Raw genomic sequence first — 14,482 nt, forward strand, 5'->3', positions numbered from 1 at the left:
TCCCTCACCGTTCGGTGTCCGATGCCCTGTGTCTGCCTTTGTCGGCGGCCGTTCCGGCCGGCCGCTGCCCGCTCAGCCGGCGGCCGGGACCGCGTCGGCCCCGGCGGCCTGCTGCGCCATCGCCAGGCGCAGGCTCAGCGGCCGCATGTCGGTCCACACCTCGTCGATGTGGGCCAGGCAGTGGGCCTTCTCGCCCCGGGTGCCCTCGGCGCGCCAGCCGGCCGGCAGGTCCCGGTCGGCGGGCCAGATCGAGTACTGCTCCTCGTGGTTGACGACGACCTGGTAGACGGTGGTGTCCTCGTTGCTCATGGCTGTGCTCCGATCCGATGGATGGGTGTTCCGGTGATGCCGGTGATTCCGGTGACGGGGGTTCCGATCGCCGGCCGCTGCGGGCCGCACGGGCCGGCCGACCTGTCATCGATGCTGTCGTTCGGCCCTGACCGCGTCCTGTGCCCGGCCTGGGCGGGGTCTTGGCCGTTCCTGCGGCCGTCCTGGGGCTGTCCTGGGGCTGCGCTTGGGCCGGCCTGGTCCCGGCCTGGGCGGAGGCGGACGCGGTTCCGGCGCCCGACCGGCGTGGGTCCGGCGTGGGACGGGCCCCGGGCTGGCGTCGCACGGACGGCTCACTGACGGCTCACTGAACGCCGCCTGAAGCCCTCGGCCCTGCCCGGGGCCGGGCCGGGCCGTGCCGGGGACGGGGGCCGGGCGGCCGGTGCGGGCCCGGCGGCGGCCTCAGCCGCCCTGGTGGTCCCGGTCGAGGTCGGGGAAGAGCCGGGCCTCGGCGGCCTCGCGGAGGTAGGAGGCGCCGGCGGTGCCGCCGGTGCCGCGCACCATCCCGATGATCTTCATCGTGATGCCCCAGTGGGTGCGCTTCATCGCCCCCCAGGCGTCGTCCAACTCGGCCATGACGGGGTGGAGTTCGTCCTGGGGGAGCCCACTGTCCAGCAGTGCCCGGTGCAACTCCGGGCAGGACCGCTCGACGGCCCGGTACGCCCGGGACTGGACGGCGCTCCGCCCGTCGGTGTTGGCCCGGATCACCGCGAAGGCGTCCCTGGGCATGGTGGTCAGGACCCGGAACACCGCGGACGTCCCGGCCACCTGCCCGGCGGCCCCGGCCAGCAGCTCCCGCGCCACCCCGGTCCGGCCGGCGGCCACGGCCTCGGTGGCCGCCCGGACGGCGTCGGCGACCGCGGCGAAGACCGCCTCGAAGATCTGGATCACCCGGATGAACATCTGCTCGTCGTGGCTCGTGGTGGTCGGTGTCAGCGTCAGCTCCACGGCGCGGAGCACACCGGCCGGCACCGTGTCCCGGGCCGCGGCGACCGCCTCGGCACAGGCGCGGACGAGCCCGGCCGGCTCGGCCGGGGCGCCGCGCCCGGCCGGGAGCCCGGCCGCGGCGGTGAGGGCGCGCAGGGCGGCCCGGGTGCGGGCCAGTCCGGCCGGGGCGTCGGCGAGGGTGGCGGCCTCGACGGTCGCCACGTCGGCGAGCAGGGCGGTGATCACCTGCTCCGCGCCCGCCCCGGCCGCCGCCAACGAGGCGTAGACCGGGCTGCCCAGGTAGCTGTCGTAGTCGCCGTCCCGGCCGTCCACCACCTGGGGCAGCCAGTCCGCGAGCAGCCGCTCCGCCGGGTCGGCGGTTTTGGCGCGGGGCGGTTCGACAGCGCGCAGGGCCGTCAGCAGCTCCGCGCCGACCGCGTTCTTGCCGACCGCCCGGTAGTGGCCGAGCACCGCCCGGTACGGGAACCGGTCGGCGGCCCGGCCGTCGTCCTGCCAGCGCGCCAGCTCGTCCAACGCGCGGCGCGGGTCGGCGTCGGCCCGGTCCGGGCGGGCGGCGGCCAGGCTGGGACCGCCGACGCCGGGCGCGCGGGCCGGGTCGACGGCGGGAGCCGGATCGGGGGCGGGTGCGGAAGCGGCCGTGGGTGCGGTGGGGGCGGTGTCCGGTATGGACGTCGGTGTCGGCGGCGCCGTGTCGGCGGTGTGGGCAGGGTCGGCGGCGGGAGTGGCGGCCGGGCCGGTGGCAGGGACCGGGGAGAGGGCGGTGGTCACGGGGCGCTCCGTTCGGTGGTCGGCCGGGCCGGGAACGGCCCGGTGGGGCGGTGCCGCGGGCGGCTGCCTGCGGGCAGGACGGCACAGCCCGGCCGGGCGCGGACCGGGTGGTCCGCGCCGGCCAGGCTGCGGGGGTGGGGCGGACGGGTGCGGCGGACCGGCCGTCAGACGGTCCGCTCGGCGGAGCCGGCCGGGTCGGCCAGCACGTAGCCGTCGCCCGCCCGGTGGGCGCGCGAGCGGCGCAGATCGGCGAGGACGAAGGTGCGCTGGAGCCACCGGTCGGTGCCGTCGAACCGCGGGCTGAACGCGGTGCGGCCGTGCACCGCGATCCGGTTGTCGACGACGGCGAGGTCGCCGGGCTCCAGCCGGACGGTCCGGGCGGTGCGCTCGAAGAGCCGCTGGAGCTCGTCGAGGGCGGCCGCGGCCCGCTCGGTCAGCGGCTCGGTGGCGGCCATGTCCACCCGCAGGTCGGGATCGTCGGGCGCGCCGCCGAGCACCGGGTGCGGCTCGGCGGGGCCGTCCGTGGCGCCGAAGGAGGGCGGCGGCGCGGTGCGGAACTCCGGGCGCCGCAGGTCCCTCCGGGTCCGCTCGTCCAGCAGCGGCAGCACCTCGCGCACGCAGGAGGTGCGCAGCCCCGCCAGCCCGTCCGGGTCGGCGCGCAGGCAGAGCAGCATGACGAAGTCCGGCCGGTGCGGGTGGAAGGCGTTCTCGTTGTGGAACGTGAGCAGCACCGAGCCCGCGTTGCCCTGGAACTCCTCCTGCCCGGGCACCGGGACGACGTCCTGCACCAGCGCGCCGGTCTTCTCCGGGCGGAAGGCGGCCGGGTCGCCGAGCCCGCACGCGGCGAGCATCAGCACCGCGGCCGGCACGGTGGCCGTGCGCTGCACCGAGCCGCCGGTCAGCGGCGTGCGGCCGAGCGCGGCTGCGGCGACCGGGAGTCCGCGCACCAGCAGCGCGCCGCCCGGTCCGGGGTCGCGGCGGAAGGCGCGCAGGGCGCGCCGCAGCCGGGCGGGCAGGTCCTCCCAGCGGTCCCGGGCCGCGGCCACCCAGGCGGGTTCGTCGACCAGGGCCTCCGGCGGGCCGCAGAGCAGTGCGGCGACCCGTTCGGTCGCGGCGCTCTCGGCCCCGGTCAGCACCAGGTCCGGTGCCGAGATCTCGATGTCCGGTGAAACCGGCACAGGTGTCAGCCTTTCTCGAAGTGTTCGTGGCGGCCGCCCGGTCGAGGGGCGGCCGGTGGGCGGTCAGCGCGGGGCGGCCGCGTCCAGCTGCCCGGCGACCACGGCCCACAGGCTGCCGACGGTCTCGAAGGCCTCCGGGCCCAACTCCTCGTCCGGGATGGCCACCTGGTAGGCCTCTTCGAGCCGCACCAGCAGTTCGACGGTGGCCATCGAGTCCAGTCCGGCGGCACGCAGCTCGCGGTCGGCGGGCAGCGGCCGCTCCTCGGCGAGCCGGGGCATCAGGTCGGTCAGGACGTCCTCGTAGCGCTCGTCCCAACTGGTGTTCGTGGTCATAGCGTTCAGCTCCTCGTATCGGTGGGGTGGTGCTCGGTGGGGTGGTGCTCGGTGGGGTGGTGCTCGGTGGGGTGATCGACGGGGTGGCGCTCGGTGGTGTGGTGGCGGCCGGGCAGCGGCTCGCGCCTGAGGGTGAGGCGGTCGGCGCCGACCACCCGGCCGTCCCGCACCGTGACCTCGGCCGGGGCCGGGCGGCTCAGGAAGCCGAGCAGGCTCGCGGTGGCGCCGTACGCGCCGACGTTGGGCACGGCCAGCAGGTCGCCCGCCCGCGGGGGGACGGTCTCGGCGGCCCGGCTGATCACGTCGGCGGGGGTGCAGAGCGGTCCGACCAGCGCCACCCGGCGGGTCCCGGCGGTCCCGTCGGCGGGCGAGGACGCGGGTGCGGGCGGGGAGGACGAGGCGGCGGACGAGGGGGCGGCGACGCGCAGCGGTTCGGCGCGCAGCGAGGGCAGCCGGCCGACGCCGGAGAGCCCGCCGAGGTGGTTGATCCCGCTGTCCAGCACGCCGTACGTGGTGCCCCGGCTCTCCTTGACCTCGGTGACGGTGCAGATCAGCCGCCCGCTGTCGCCGACGAGGTACCGACCGGACTCGAAGGCCAGCTCCAACCGCCCCTGCCAGCCCGGCAGGTGCTCGTCCAGCGCGGCCGTCAGCGGTTCGCGCAGGGCGTGGTAGCGCGGCCGCTCGCCCGGTGCCGCGTACGGGCAGGCGAAGCCGCCGCCGAGGTCGAGCATCCGCAGCGGCAGGCCCCAGTGGGCCTCCAGCGCGGCGGCGGTCCGGATGGAGGCGACCGCCTCGGCGAGCAGCCCCGCCGGGTCGGCCGCGTTGGTCAGCGGGAAGAAGTGCAGGCCGCACAACTCCACGCCGTCGACCGTGAATTCGGCGAGGTCCGGGAGGCCGTCCGCGATGTCGTGGCCGAACTGGGAGGCCCCGCCGGTCATCCGCAGGCCGACGCCCGCGCCCGCGCCGGTGCCGTTGATCCGCAGCAGGCAGCGTGCGGTCACCCCGTGGGCCCGGGCCTCGGCGCCGACCCGGCGCAGGTCGGCCGGCGACTCGACGGAGAAGGTCCGCACCCCGGCCGCCAGCGCCTCGCGCAGTTCCCGGGCGGTCTTGCCCGGGCCGCCGTAGAGGCAGTCGGCCCCGTCGAAGCCGGCCGCCAGCGCGGCGGCCAGTTCGCCGGTCGAGCAGATCTCCGGGCGGCAGCCGGCCAGGCGCAGGGCGCGGACCAGTTCGGGGTGCGGGTTCGCCTTCAACGAGTAGTAGAGCCGGGCGCGTTCGGGCAGGGCCGCGCGCAGGTCGGCGGCGGCCAGGGCGACCCGGTCCAGGTCGTAGACGTACAGCGGGCTGCCGTAGCGGCGCACCAGCTCGGCCGCCAGCGCGTCCTCGGCGAGCCGTCGTCCCTCGGCGGGCAGCTCCTCGGCGGGCGTCCGACCGGGGGCGGGGGCCGTTGCGGGGCCGGTGGCCGTTCCGGGGCCGGGGGAGTGGTCAGTGCGCATCGTTCTCCAGCGCCTTCCGGTCGATCTTGCCGTTGGGGGTGAGCGGCATCCGGGCGAGGACCCGGCAGACGGCGGGCACCTTCGCCGGCTCCAGCCGCTGCTCCAGGCCTTCGAGGACCAGGCGCTCGGTCAGGCCCTCCTCGCCGGTGACGACCAGGCGCAGGTCCTGCCCGTCCCGGGGAGGCAGCGCGGCGGCGGCCCGCACCCCCGGCACGTCCAGGGCGGCGGCCTCGATCTCCGGCGTGCCCATCCGGACGCCGCGCCGCTTGAACTGGTCGTCGAGGCGCCCGGCGAAGTAGAGGTGCCCGGCCTCGTCCAGCCGGCCGTGGTCGCCGGTGTGCAGCCGGATCCGGCCGGTGCTCGGGTCGGGGCGGTAGCGGCGGGCGGTCAGCTCGGGCGCGTTCCAGTAGCCGGCCATCACGTGCGGGCCGCCGACGACGATCTCGCCCACCTCGCCCGGCGGCAGCGCACGGCCCCGGTCGTCGAGGACCTCGACCGTGGTGCCGTCCAGCGCCCGGCCCACCGAGCCGGGGCGCTCGCGGTCGGCGTCCGGCTCCGCGATCGTCACCCGCTTGCACTCGGTGATCCCGTACATCGCCACCACGGCCGCGCCCGGGAAGCCGGAGCGCAGCTCCTCGATGGCCGAACCGGCCAGTGCGGCACCGGTGTTGGTGAACAGCCGGACGTGGTCCGGCGGCGTGCCGCGGGCCGCGAGCCGGCACAGCATCCCGGCCAGCGAGGGCACCACGGGGACGACGGTGGCCCGGCGCTCGCGCAGCGCCGTCAGCACCCGCACCGGCGCGGCGGCATCCGCCAGCACCACCTCGGCGCCGCCGATCGCGGCCAGCAGGAGCTGGTAGAGGCCGTAGTCGAAGGAGAGCGGCAGCGCGGCGAGCACCACGTCGTCCGGCCGGTAGGCGAGGCGGCGGGCGATCGCCCGGGCCGCGAAGACCACCTGGCGGTGGGTGCAGACCACGCCCTTGGGCGCGGAGGTGCTGCCGGAGGTGTAGATCAGCTGGGCGACGGCGTCGGCGGCCGGCCGGCCGGCCGGGTAGTCGTGAGCCTCCGCGCCGTCGTGGGCCAGGAGTTCGGCGGGCACGGCCGACCGGGCACCGCAGGCGGCGACCGCCTCGCGGACCGGCTCCGCCTCGGACGCGTCGAGCACCACGACGGCGGGCGCGGCGTCCGTCAGCACCCCGCGCAGCACGAAGGGCTTCATCTCCGGGTTCAGCGGCACCGCGACGGCGCCGGCGCGCAGCACGCCGTAGTACAGCGCGGCGAACTCCCGCCGGTTGCCCAGTCGCAGGACCACCCGGTCGCCCGGTGAGACACCGCCGGGGCCGCGCAGCCAGGCGGCCACCGTGCGGCTGGCACGGGCCAGTTCGGCGTAGCTCCAGGCGCCGTCGGCGTCCCGGACGGCCGGCGCGGTGGGGCGGGCGGCGGCGGTCGCGTCGAGCAGGTCGACGACCACGGTGCCGTCCCCGCCGTCCGTGCCGTCCCCGCCGGGCGCGTTCGGCGCGTCCGCGGTGTGCGGCGCGCCCACGGCGAGGGTGCTCATGAGCACCCGCCCGCGGGATCGGTGATCTCGACGACCGCGCTGGTGCAGCTGTAGCCGGTGCCGCCGCCGACCAGCAGGACCCGGTCGCCCGCGGCCACCTCGCCGGTCTCCAGCAGCTCGTTCAGACCGGCGATGTGGTCCCCTGCGCCCAGGTGGCCCACCTCGCGGCAGAACTCCCAGGTGGAGCGCTTCTCGTCGACGCCCAGCTGCTGTTCCAGCTGCCAGAGCATCCGCTGGTGCCCGGTGGCGTTGAGGACGACCCGGGCGATGTGCTCGATCGGCGTGTCGGCCTCGGCCAGCGCGGCCCGGATCGACTCCGCCGCCACCTCGGCCGTCCGCAGCGTCACGGCCCGCAGGTTGCGGTGGGTGCGGAAGTACTCCTCGGTCCGCGCCCCCAGGTCCACCGGGCGGTCCGCCGCCTCCGGGCCGGGGCGGAAGCCGGTGCCCCGGGCCAGGCCCTCCAGCGAGTTGTCCACCCGGGTGGCGGTGGCCAGCAGCCGGCCGACCGCGTTCTCGGGGGAGGAGCTCAGGACCACGGCGGTGCCGCCGTCGCCGTAGACCATGCCCCGCTCGGCCCGCCAGCGGTCGAAGGCCGGCGGCGCGAAGCGGTCGGCCGTGGTCAGCAGCACGGCCTCGTCCCGGCCGGGCCCGCCCGCCCGGAGCTGACGGGCCGCCAGCTCCATCCCGGAGAGCCCTGCGTTGCACTGCTGCAGCAGGTCGAAGGCGGGCACCGCCGGGCCGACCGCGTGCTGCGCCACGTATGCGGCGGCGGGCCACAACTCGGCGCCCTGGAACCACAGGTAGCTGTGGAAGACGGTGCCGATCCGCTCGGCCGTGCGGCCCGCCCGGCGCAGCGCGGTGCGGGCCGCGCGGACCGCCATCTCCGGTGGTGCCAGGTCGTCCGGCCCGCCGGCGGTGGCCGCGCTGACCGAGTCGATCCGGTTGACGGCGTGTTCCCGGGCGTCGTACGCACCGGCCGCGACCGCCGCGGCGGCGTCCGCGCGGTCGGCCAGCCAGACACCCGTGCCGGCCAGGTACACCTGCTCCCAGCGCATGTCCCTCCGATCTCCGGCCCCGTGGCAGCGCTCTGCCGGGGGCGACTGTCGGTGACGATGCTTCCGCCCGTCGCCTGCCGCGCGGTTGCCCTCCACTGGCGCCCGGTCGGTGCTCCGCTGCCCTCCGTCTGACGGCGCACGGACGGCCCACTGACCGGCCGGGGTGGTGCCGCTGAGGGCGGACGGGCCGCCGACCGGCGGCCCACCGGCAGCGGACTGAAACCGCACTGAAGCGGCACTGAAGCCCCCGGAGTCCCCGGAGTCCCCGGAGGTCCCAGCCCCTTGGAGGTCCCACCGGTCGCACGCCGGTGCCCGGCCCCGCCGTGGGCGGGACCGGGCACCGGGTGGGACCTCCGGAAGGAGCTCCGGGGATGAGGGCGGCGGCGCGTCCTCAGGGGGTGAGGCGCAGGTGGTCGCGGGCGGTGGCGTCCACCGCTGCCGTCCCGTACGGCCAGGACAGGCTTTCGCCCCTGGCCCAGAGCTTCGTCTGGTCGGTGTAGGTGTCCGCGGTGGCGTGGCCGGAGGCGCCGGTCAGGTTGATCCAGCGGGAGCGCTCGAAGTCCGCCAGGTCCACCACCATCCGCATCGACGGGACCCAGATCACCTCGAAGCCCTTCTTCGGGTCCCAGCCGTTGGCCAGCACCGTGTCGGTGCCGCCGCCGACGCCGATCGGGTCGGCGTTCAGCAGCCACTGCAGCGGGGCCGGGCCGGCGGTACCCAGGGTGGGGTTCTCCAGCGTCAGGGTGTGCAGGGCACCCCAGCGCCACTTCTGCGGGTCGTCGCCGAGCCGCTTGCGCAGGTCGGTGGCGGCCTGCTCCATCGCCCGGCGCAGCATCGCGTCGCGGCCCTGGACGGCGGGGTCGGCGGTACTGGTCCACCAGAGGCTGTCCGGCTTGTCGAGCAGCCCGCGCACCACGTCGAACCAGTGGCCGCCGCCGTCCGGGTAGGCGTAGCCCTTGACCCCGGCCCGGCTCAGCCGGTCGGTGAAGGCCTCCTTCAACAGCTCGCGCCAGACCGCGTTGAAGTATGCGGCCGGTGCCGAGTCGGCGCCCTGGGTGAAGTCCCAGCCGCGCAGCAGGTCCCGGGCCGGCCCGGCCTCGGCGCCGACCTGGACCCGGAGCAGGTGCGGGACCAGGTTGGCGGCGTTGCCGTTCCAGGTGTCCTGGGTGATCCGCTCCATCGCCGCGACGTCCAGCTTGCCGGCCTGCTCGATCAGTTCGCCGATCCGGCGGCTGCGGTAGCCGGTGCCCCAGTCGGCGCCGATCAGGTGCGGGTAGCCGGGGCCGACGACCGCGTTGTTGGCGGTGACGATGTAGCCCTCGGGCGGGTTGAAGCTGGTGGGCAGCTGGTCGAAGGGCAGGTAGCCGGTCCAGTCGTAGGCGCCGGTCCAGCCCGGCACCGGGCGGCGGCTGTCGCCGGCCTTGCGGACGGGGATGCGGCCCGGCGTCTGGTAGCCGATGTTGCCGGCGGTGTCCGCGTAGATCATGTTCTGCACGGGGGAGGCGAAGACCGCGGCGGCGGCGCGGAAGTCCTTCCAGTCCTTCGCCCGGTCGAGGGCGAAGAGGGCGTCCACCGTGGGGGCGGGGTCGAGTGCGGTCCACTGCATGGCCACCGCGTAGCCGTCCTGCTCGCCGTGCGGCGGGACGTCCGGCACCCGGCCGCGGTCGGCCACCTCGCCGGCGGTCTTGAGCACGTCCGAGATCAGCGGGCCGTGCAGGGTCGACCGGACGGTCAGGTCGACCGGACGTCCGCCCGCCACCTTGATCCGCTCCTGGCGGAGGGTCAGTGGCAGCCGGCTCCCCTCGTGCTCGTAGGTGGAACCGTCGACCCGCTCGACGAACAGGTCGGAGTCGGCGGCGCCGAGGTCGGTGAAGCCCCAGGCGATGTCGGCGTTGTGGCCGATCACCACGCCCGGCATACCGGCGAAGGTGAAGCCGCTGACGTCGAAGGCGCAGTCCGGGCCGAGCCGGGTGCAGTGCAGGCCGACCTGGTACCAGATACCCGGCAGCGAGGGGGTCAGGTGCGGGTCGTTCTCCAGCATCGGCTTGCCGGTGGTGGTGCGACTGCCGGCCACCACCCAGGAGTTGGAACCGATACCGGTGCCCTGCGGGCCGAGGACGGCGGCCAGGACGGTGCGCACCGCCGCGCTGTCGGCCAGCGCGGCCGAGGCTGCGGCGGGGACGGCCGGCGGGGCGGGCGCGGCGGGTGCCGTCCGGTCGTCCGCCGCGGGCTGGGCGGCGGCGGGCGCCCGGTCGGGGACGATGGGCGTCCAGCGCCGGTAGTCGTACTCGGGGAAGAGGTCGTCGGACGCCCCGTCCGGCAGGTCGGCGGGCAGCATCGCGTGCTCGAACTGGTCGATCATGCCGGTGTTGAGGTTCCAGGCCATGGTCTTCAGCCAGGAGACCGAGTCGGCCGGGGTCCACGGCTCGGGCCGGTAGTCGTCGGCGACGAAGCCGAGCACCGGGTACTCCACCGACAGCTCGGCGCCCTCGTGCCGGCCGAGGTAGGCGTTGACGCCGTCGGAGAAGGCCCGCAGGTACTCCTGGGTCTGCGGCGACAGCATCGTCACCTCCTGCTCGGCCACCCGGTACCAGCCGAAGGTGCGCGCCACCTTGTCGGTCTGCACCTCGCTCGGGCCGAACATCTCGGCCAGCCGGCCGGCGGTGACGTGCCGTTGGACGTCCATCTGCCAGAACCGGTCCTGGGCCTGGGCGTAGCCCTCGGCGAGGAAGAGGTCGTGCGCGCTGTCGGCGTAGATCTGTGGGATGCCGGAGGCGTCCCGGACGATCCGGGCCTCGCCGTGCAGCCCCGGCACGGTGGTGGTGCCGGACAGCTGCGGCAGCGAGCGCTGCACCGTCCAGTACGCGTAGCCGGCCAGGCTGCCGGCGGCGAGCAGGACCAGGGCGGTGAGGACGATCGCGGTGCGCTTGAGGATCCGCAGCACGCGCCGCCGGCGCCGTGGGCGCGGCGCGGGGACGACATCGGCGGGCGTCGCGGTGTCGGACGTGACGGGGTCGGAGGTGACGGGGTCGGGAGTGTGCCCGGTCCCCGGTACGGCTCCCGCGGCCGGTGCGTGCCCGGCCTCCGCCACGGGTTCGGGCTCGGCTACGGGTTCGGGTTCGGCTACGGGTTCGGTGGCCGGACGCGGATCGTCCGGCGTGGTGGTGTCGGTCTGGACTGTCACGGGGCGGTGCTTCCTTGTCTCGACGGGATTCCGGCCATGGCAAGTGCCGCCGTGCGCGCGGGCAGGCGCGGGCGCACGGCGGCGGGGGAGCGAAAGGGCAGGCGCGGGGGCAGGCGTGGGCGAGCACGCGGGCAGTGTGGGCGCGGCGGACGGGCAGGCGCCCGCACAGGGCCGGGCGCCGGGGCCGCCGCGGCCGGCCGGGCCGGCAGGGAGGAGGGCGGTCACGGGAGTTCACGACCGCACGGTTCCCGGCCGCACGGGGCGCAGCGGACCGGGGCGTGCGGGTCCGCGGCCTCAGCGGGCCAGGCGGGTCGGGCCGTCGGCCCAGGGGCCGCGTGCGGCTGCACGCGGTGCGGGTACGGTGGCCGGCGTCGTGCCGACCAGGGCCAGGTGGGGGCGCCCGGCCGCCGGGTCGGTGCGGAGCTCCGCCGCCGGCGCCGCCGGTACGTCCTGGCCCGGGGCGGCCGGGTCGCCGCCCGGCTCGACCGGGGTGACGGGGCGGGCGAGGGAGAGCGGGACGGCGGGGCGGGCCGGCACGAGCGGATCGGGGCGTCCGGCGAGGATCGCCTCCTCGATGCTGCGCAGTTCCGGCCCCGGCAGCAGGCCGAGGTTCTCCGTCAGGGTGTGGCGGGCCCGCTGGTACGCGGCCAGCGCGTCGGCCTGCCGGCTGCCCCGGTAGAGCGAGACCATGAGCAGGGCCCAGAGCCGCTCGCGGTACGGGTGCTCGGTGGTGAGGACGAGCAGGTGGGGCACCAGCCAGGCGTGGCCGCCGAGTTGGAGCGCCAGCTCGGCGTGCTCCTCGACCACGGCCAGCCGAAGCTCCGCGAGCCGGGCGCGTTCGACGTCGAGCAGCGGGCCGCTGACTCCGGTGAGCGCGGGGCCGGACCAGGAGTCCAGGGCGGCGGCGAGGGTCCGTTCGGCGCCCTCGGGCTGCCCGGCCGAGCGCAGCGCCCGGGCATCGGCCACCGACCGCTCGAAGCGGCCGAGGTCGCACTGGTGGGGGCCGACGGAGAGCCGGTAGGAGGCGCCGACCCGGGTGAGCACGCCGCCGGTGGTGCGCGGTGCCCGGTCGGGCTCGAAGAGCCTGCGCAGCTTGGAGACGTACGCCTGCACCAGGTTGGCGCCGTCCGCCACGGTGGCGTCGCCCCAGATCCCGTCGATCAGGTGGTCGCGGCCGACGGGCGAGCCGGCGCGCAGCAGCAGGACGGCGAGCAGGGCGCGCTGGCGGGGCGCTCCGAGCGGGAGTTCGATGCCGTCCCGCCAGCCCCGGACTTCACCCAGCAGTTCGAAGCTGAGGCCGGCCGGGTGGGTGGTCGGAAGGAGAGGAGTGGTCATGGCAGCCTCCGCCGAGCCGGGGCCGTCGCGTGGCGGCTCGGACGCAGTTGTGGGAGCTGGTGCGGGGTCAGGGCCGCGCCGGGGCCGGGTCCGGTCAGGGTCGGTCGGATCCGGGGCGGCGCGGGTCCGGGCCGGCCGGACGGTGGTGCCGGGCGGGCCGGCGCCGGTTCACCACTGCCAGCCCATGTCGTTGGTGTCCGAGTTGTGGTGCTGGGAGCCCGTGTTGGTGGTGCTGGTGGTGGAGTTGGTGGTCGCCGTGGTCGCCGTGGTCGCCGTGGTCGGCTCCTGGCCGGCGAGGGTGACGGCGCCGCGGTCCGGTGCGGTGGTCCCGGTGCCGACGGCGGCGAGCCCTGCGGCGGCTCCCAGGACCACGGTGGCGGCGGCGAGGGCGGAGGCGAGGCGGATCTTCAGGGCGGACATGGTCGCTCCTTTCGGGCATGGGGATGCCCGGTCGTGTGGTGTGGGTGATCGGCGGGGCGGCGGTCCGTGCTGCTGCTCGCCGCGCTTCGACACTTCGATTCTGCCCGGCCCGCAAGCCGGTTGTCCCAGCTCTCGGGTGACACAAGTTGTCGCTGGCATATCTGTGTCAGCGGCGGCGGCCGGATCGTGCCGGGTGTGCCGGGGCGGTCAAACGTGGACGAACCAGCCGCTTAGTTCCGGCGTCCCGGCGATCGCCTGGGCGCAGACGGTCAGGCAGAGGGCGCGGGCGGTGTCCGGGCACGGTGCGATCACGAACATCACGCCCCGCGCGCCGGCGCGCGAGCCGTGCACGCGGATGTGTTCCGGGCCGCGGTGGAGGTGGGCGGCGGCGCGCAACGCGGTGGCCACCGTGCCGTCGGCCGGAACCGGCGCGTCGCGGGGGCGGGTCATGGTGAAGTGAACGACATGCACGCAGCCACGATGCTGGAAGTCGGGCGCCGACAGGCGGGCTCGCGCGGGCACGTTCTTGCCATGGCCTGCCTGTGCCAGCCCGAAAGTCCGATTTCCTGTGATCGATCCCGTTCTGCGATCGCCGGCCGCCGTTCGGTCCTGGCTCGCCTCCGGTGCGTCCCCGTCCGGTTTCGTCCCCCTGTGGTGGCACGGAACACCGGCTGATCGGCGGGTGCCTGGGCTTTCGGCGACGGTGGTATTTTCTGACCTGGACCTGCTCAGATGTGCACGCCGGGGCTCTGTGTCCATTGCCGTACGTGCGCGAACCGATTCCTGGTTGCGGCGCAGCCCGTTTCACCGTCAGGGGGCCGATCGAATGCTGACCACGCTGGGACTCACGCGCGAGGCCGAGGCCGTCTACCGCCTCATGCTGAGTCAGCCGGACTGGGGCGTGGTCCGCATCGCCGGGTCGCTCGCCTGGGCGGAGGCGGCCGTCCGCGCCGCGATGGACGAGCTGGCCGACCACGAGCTGATCCGCCCGTCCTGGGAGGGCGGCGGCGCGATGCGCACGGTCAGTCCCAAGGTCGCTTTCGAGGCGCTCATCGCCCGCCGCCAGGCCGAGGTCGCGCGCAAGCAGCACGAGGTCGAGTCCAGCCGGGCCGCGATCGCCGGGCTGGTCGCGGAGTACTCCATGCTGCGGCCCGAGGAGGGCTCCGGCGGCGTCGAGCACCTGACGGGCCTGGACGAGATCCGGGCCCGCCTGGAGGAGTTGGGTGCCCAGGCCTGCCGCGAGACGATGTCCTTCGCCCCCGGCGGCAAGCAGACCCCGGAGAACCGCGAGGCCAGCCGCCCGATCACGCAGGCGCTGCTGGACCGCGGGGTCAAGGTGAAGACCGTCTACCTGAGCAGCATCCGCAACGACCCGGGCAGCGTCGAGCACGCCAACTGGCTGGCCGCGCAGGGCGGCGAGACCCGCACCACCAGCGTCCTGCCGATGCGGATGCAGATCGTGGACCGCGAGGTCGCGATGGTCCCGCTGGACCCCGACGACCTGACCAAGGGCGTGGCCGTGATCCGCGAGCTCGGCGCGGTCGCCGGCCTGTGCGCGCTCTTCGACCAGATCTGGGAGCAGTCCGAGGTGCTCGGCGCCGCCCCCGCCACCCCGGCCGGCGAGATCACACCGCAGCAGCGCGAACTGCTCCGCCTGCTCTCCGCCGGCCTCACCGACGAGGCCGCGGCCCGTCGCCTCGGGGTCTCCCTCCGGACCGAGCGCCGGATGATCACCGACCTGATGGACCAGCTCGGTGCCCAGAGCCGCTTCCAGCTCGGTCAGCGGGTCACCGAGCGCGGCCTGCTCTGACGGCCCGCCGGGTCCGCCCGCACGGCGGGCGGCGTGGCGTCGCGCGCTCCCGCCCGCCCCGGCGCGGGCCGGG

12 protein-coding genes are annotated in these 14,482 nt (G+C 76.0%); 1 reads left to right on the forward strand and 11 read right to left on the reverse strand.

Annotated features, from left to right (window positions below):
• Positions 1 to 72: 72 nt before the first annotated feature.
• The 11 genes from RMN57_RS32750 to RMN57_RS32800 form a co-directional block, all read right to left on the reverse strand.
• Positions 73 to 309 carry an MbtH family protein gene (locus RMN57_RS32750; protein WP_313766910.1) on the reverse strand — a complete coding sequence of 79 codons (237 nt, stop codon included), beginning with the start codon at positions 307 to 309 and terminating at the stop codon, positions 73 to 75.
• Positions 310 to 729: 420 nt separating this feature from the next.
• On the reverse strand, positions 730 to 2,043 hold the full coding sequence (locus RMN57_RS32755) for a hypothetical protein (protein ID WP_313766911.1): 1,314 nt from the start codon (positions 2,041 to 2,043) through the stop codon (positions 730 to 732).
• Positions 2,044 to 2,207: 164 nt separating this feature from the next.
• Positions 2,208 to 3,221 (reverse strand): clavaminate synthase family protein, encoded by a 1,014-nt coding sequence (locus tag RMN57_RS32760; protein WP_313766912.1) that lies wholly within the window; start codon positions 3,219 to 3,221, stop codon positions 2,208 to 2,210.
• A gap of 63 nt (positions 3,222 to 3,284) precedes the next feature.
• Positions 3,285 to 3,554: a phosphopantetheine-binding protein gene (locus RMN57_RS32765; RefSeq protein ID WP_313766913.1), complete on the reverse strand. Its 270-nt coding sequence runs from the start codon at positions 3,552 to 3,554 to the stop codon at positions 3,285 to 3,287.
• Between the two features lie 5 nt (positions 3,555 to 3,559).
• Positions 3,560 to 5,047, reverse strand: a complete 1,488-nt coding sequence (locus tag RMN57_RS32770; protein WP_313766914.1) for a type III PLP-dependent enzyme — start codon at positions 5,045 to 5,047, stop codon at positions 3,560 to 3,562.
• Positions 5,037 to 6,605 (reverse strand): AMP-binding protein, encoded by a 1,569-nt coding sequence (locus tag RMN57_RS32775; RefSeq protein WP_313766915.1) that lies wholly within the window; start codon positions 6,603 to 6,605, stop codon positions 5,037 to 5,039. Before RMN57_RS32775 ends, RMN57_RS32770 begins: the two co-directional genes overlap by 11 nt.
• Complete coding sequence (locus tag RMN57_RS32780) at positions 6,602 to 7,660, reverse strand: ketoacyl-ACP synthase III family protein (RefSeq protein WP_313766916.1); 1,059 nt, start codon at positions 7,658 to 7,660, stop codon at positions 6,602 to 6,604. The genes RMN57_RS32775 and RMN57_RS32780 overlap by 4 nt, the downstream gene beginning before the upstream one ends.
• Before the next feature lie 391 nt (positions 7,661 to 8,051).
• A complete protein-coding gene (locus RMN57_RS32785) occupies positions 8,052 to 10,844 on the reverse strand; it encodes a penicillin acylase family protein (RefSeq protein ID WP_313766917.1) in 2,793 nt (930 codons plus the stop codon).
• Between the two features lie 294 nt (positions 10,845 to 11,138).
• Complete coding sequence (locus tag RMN57_RS32790; protein ID WP_313766918.1) at positions 11,139 to 12,179, reverse strand: BTAD domain-containing putative transcriptional regulator; 1,041 nt, start codon at positions 12,177 to 12,179, stop codon at positions 11,139 to 11,141.
• Positions 12,180 to 12,347: 168 nt separating this feature from the next.
• On the reverse strand, positions 12,348 to 12,599 hold the full coding sequence (locus RMN57_RS32795) for a hypothetical protein (protein ID WP_313766919.1): 252 nt from the start codon (positions 12,597 to 12,599) through the stop codon (positions 12,348 to 12,350).
• A gap of 207 nt (positions 12,600 to 12,806) precedes the next feature.
• Positions 12,807 to 13,070 (reverse strand): hypothetical protein, encoded by a 264-nt coding sequence (locus RMN57_RS32800; protein WP_313766920.1) that lies wholly within the window; start codon positions 13,068 to 13,070, stop codon positions 12,807 to 12,809.
• 355 nt (positions 13,071 to 13,425) lie between these two features.
• On the opposite strand from RMN57_RS32800, the gene RMN57_RS32805 reads away from it, so the two are divergent.
• The gene (locus RMN57_RS32805) at positions 13,426 to 14,409 is read left to right on the forward strand and encodes a helix-turn-helix transcriptional regulator (RefSeq protein WP_313766921.1); all 984 of its coding nucleotides are present in this window, start codon (positions 13,426 to 13,428) and stop codon (positions 14,407 to 14,409) included.
• Positions 14,410 to 14,482 lie beyond the last annotated feature (73 nt).

Source organism: Kitasatospora sp. CM 4170 (genome assembly GCF_032110285.1).
GTDB lineage: Bacteria > Actinomycetota > Actinomycetes > Streptomycetales > Streptomycetaceae > Kitasatospora > Kitasatospora aburaviensis.

Excerpts from the sequence above, each read along its gene's own strand:
- RMN57_RS32775 (WP_313766915.1), bottom strand. The coding sequence starts at position 6,605 with ATGAGCACCCTCGCCGTGGGCGCGCCGCACACCGCGGACGCGCCGAAC.
- RMN57_RS32750 (WP_313766910.1), bottom strand. The coding sequence starts at position 309 with ATGAGCAACGAGGACACCACCGTCTACCAGGTCGTCGTCAACCACGAG.
- RMN57_RS32795 (WP_313766919.1), bottom strand. The coding sequence starts at position 12,599 with ATGTCCGCCCTGAAGATCCGCCTCGCCTCCGCCCTCGCCGCCGCCACC.
- RMN57_RS32805 (WP_313766921.1), top strand. The coding sequence starts at position 13,426 with ATGCTGACCACGCTGGGACTCACGCGCGAGGCCGAGGCCGTCTACCGC.
- RMN57_RS32790 (WP_313766918.1), bottom strand. The coding sequence starts at position 12,179 with ATGACCACTCCTCTCCTTCCGACCACCCACCCGGCCGGCCTCAGCTTC.
- RMN57_RS32780 (WP_313766916.1), bottom strand. The coding sequence starts at position 7,660 with ATGCGCTGGGAGCAGGTGTACCTGGCCGGCACGGGTGTCTGGCTGGCC.
- RMN57_RS32770 (WP_313766914.1), bottom strand. The coding sequence starts at position 5,047 with ATGCGCACTGACCACTCCCCCGGCCCCGGAACGGCCACCGGCCCCGCA.
- RMN57_RS32765 (WP_313766913.1), bottom strand. The coding sequence starts at position 3,554 with ATGACCACGAACACCAGTTGGGACGAGCGCTACGAGGACGTCCTGACC.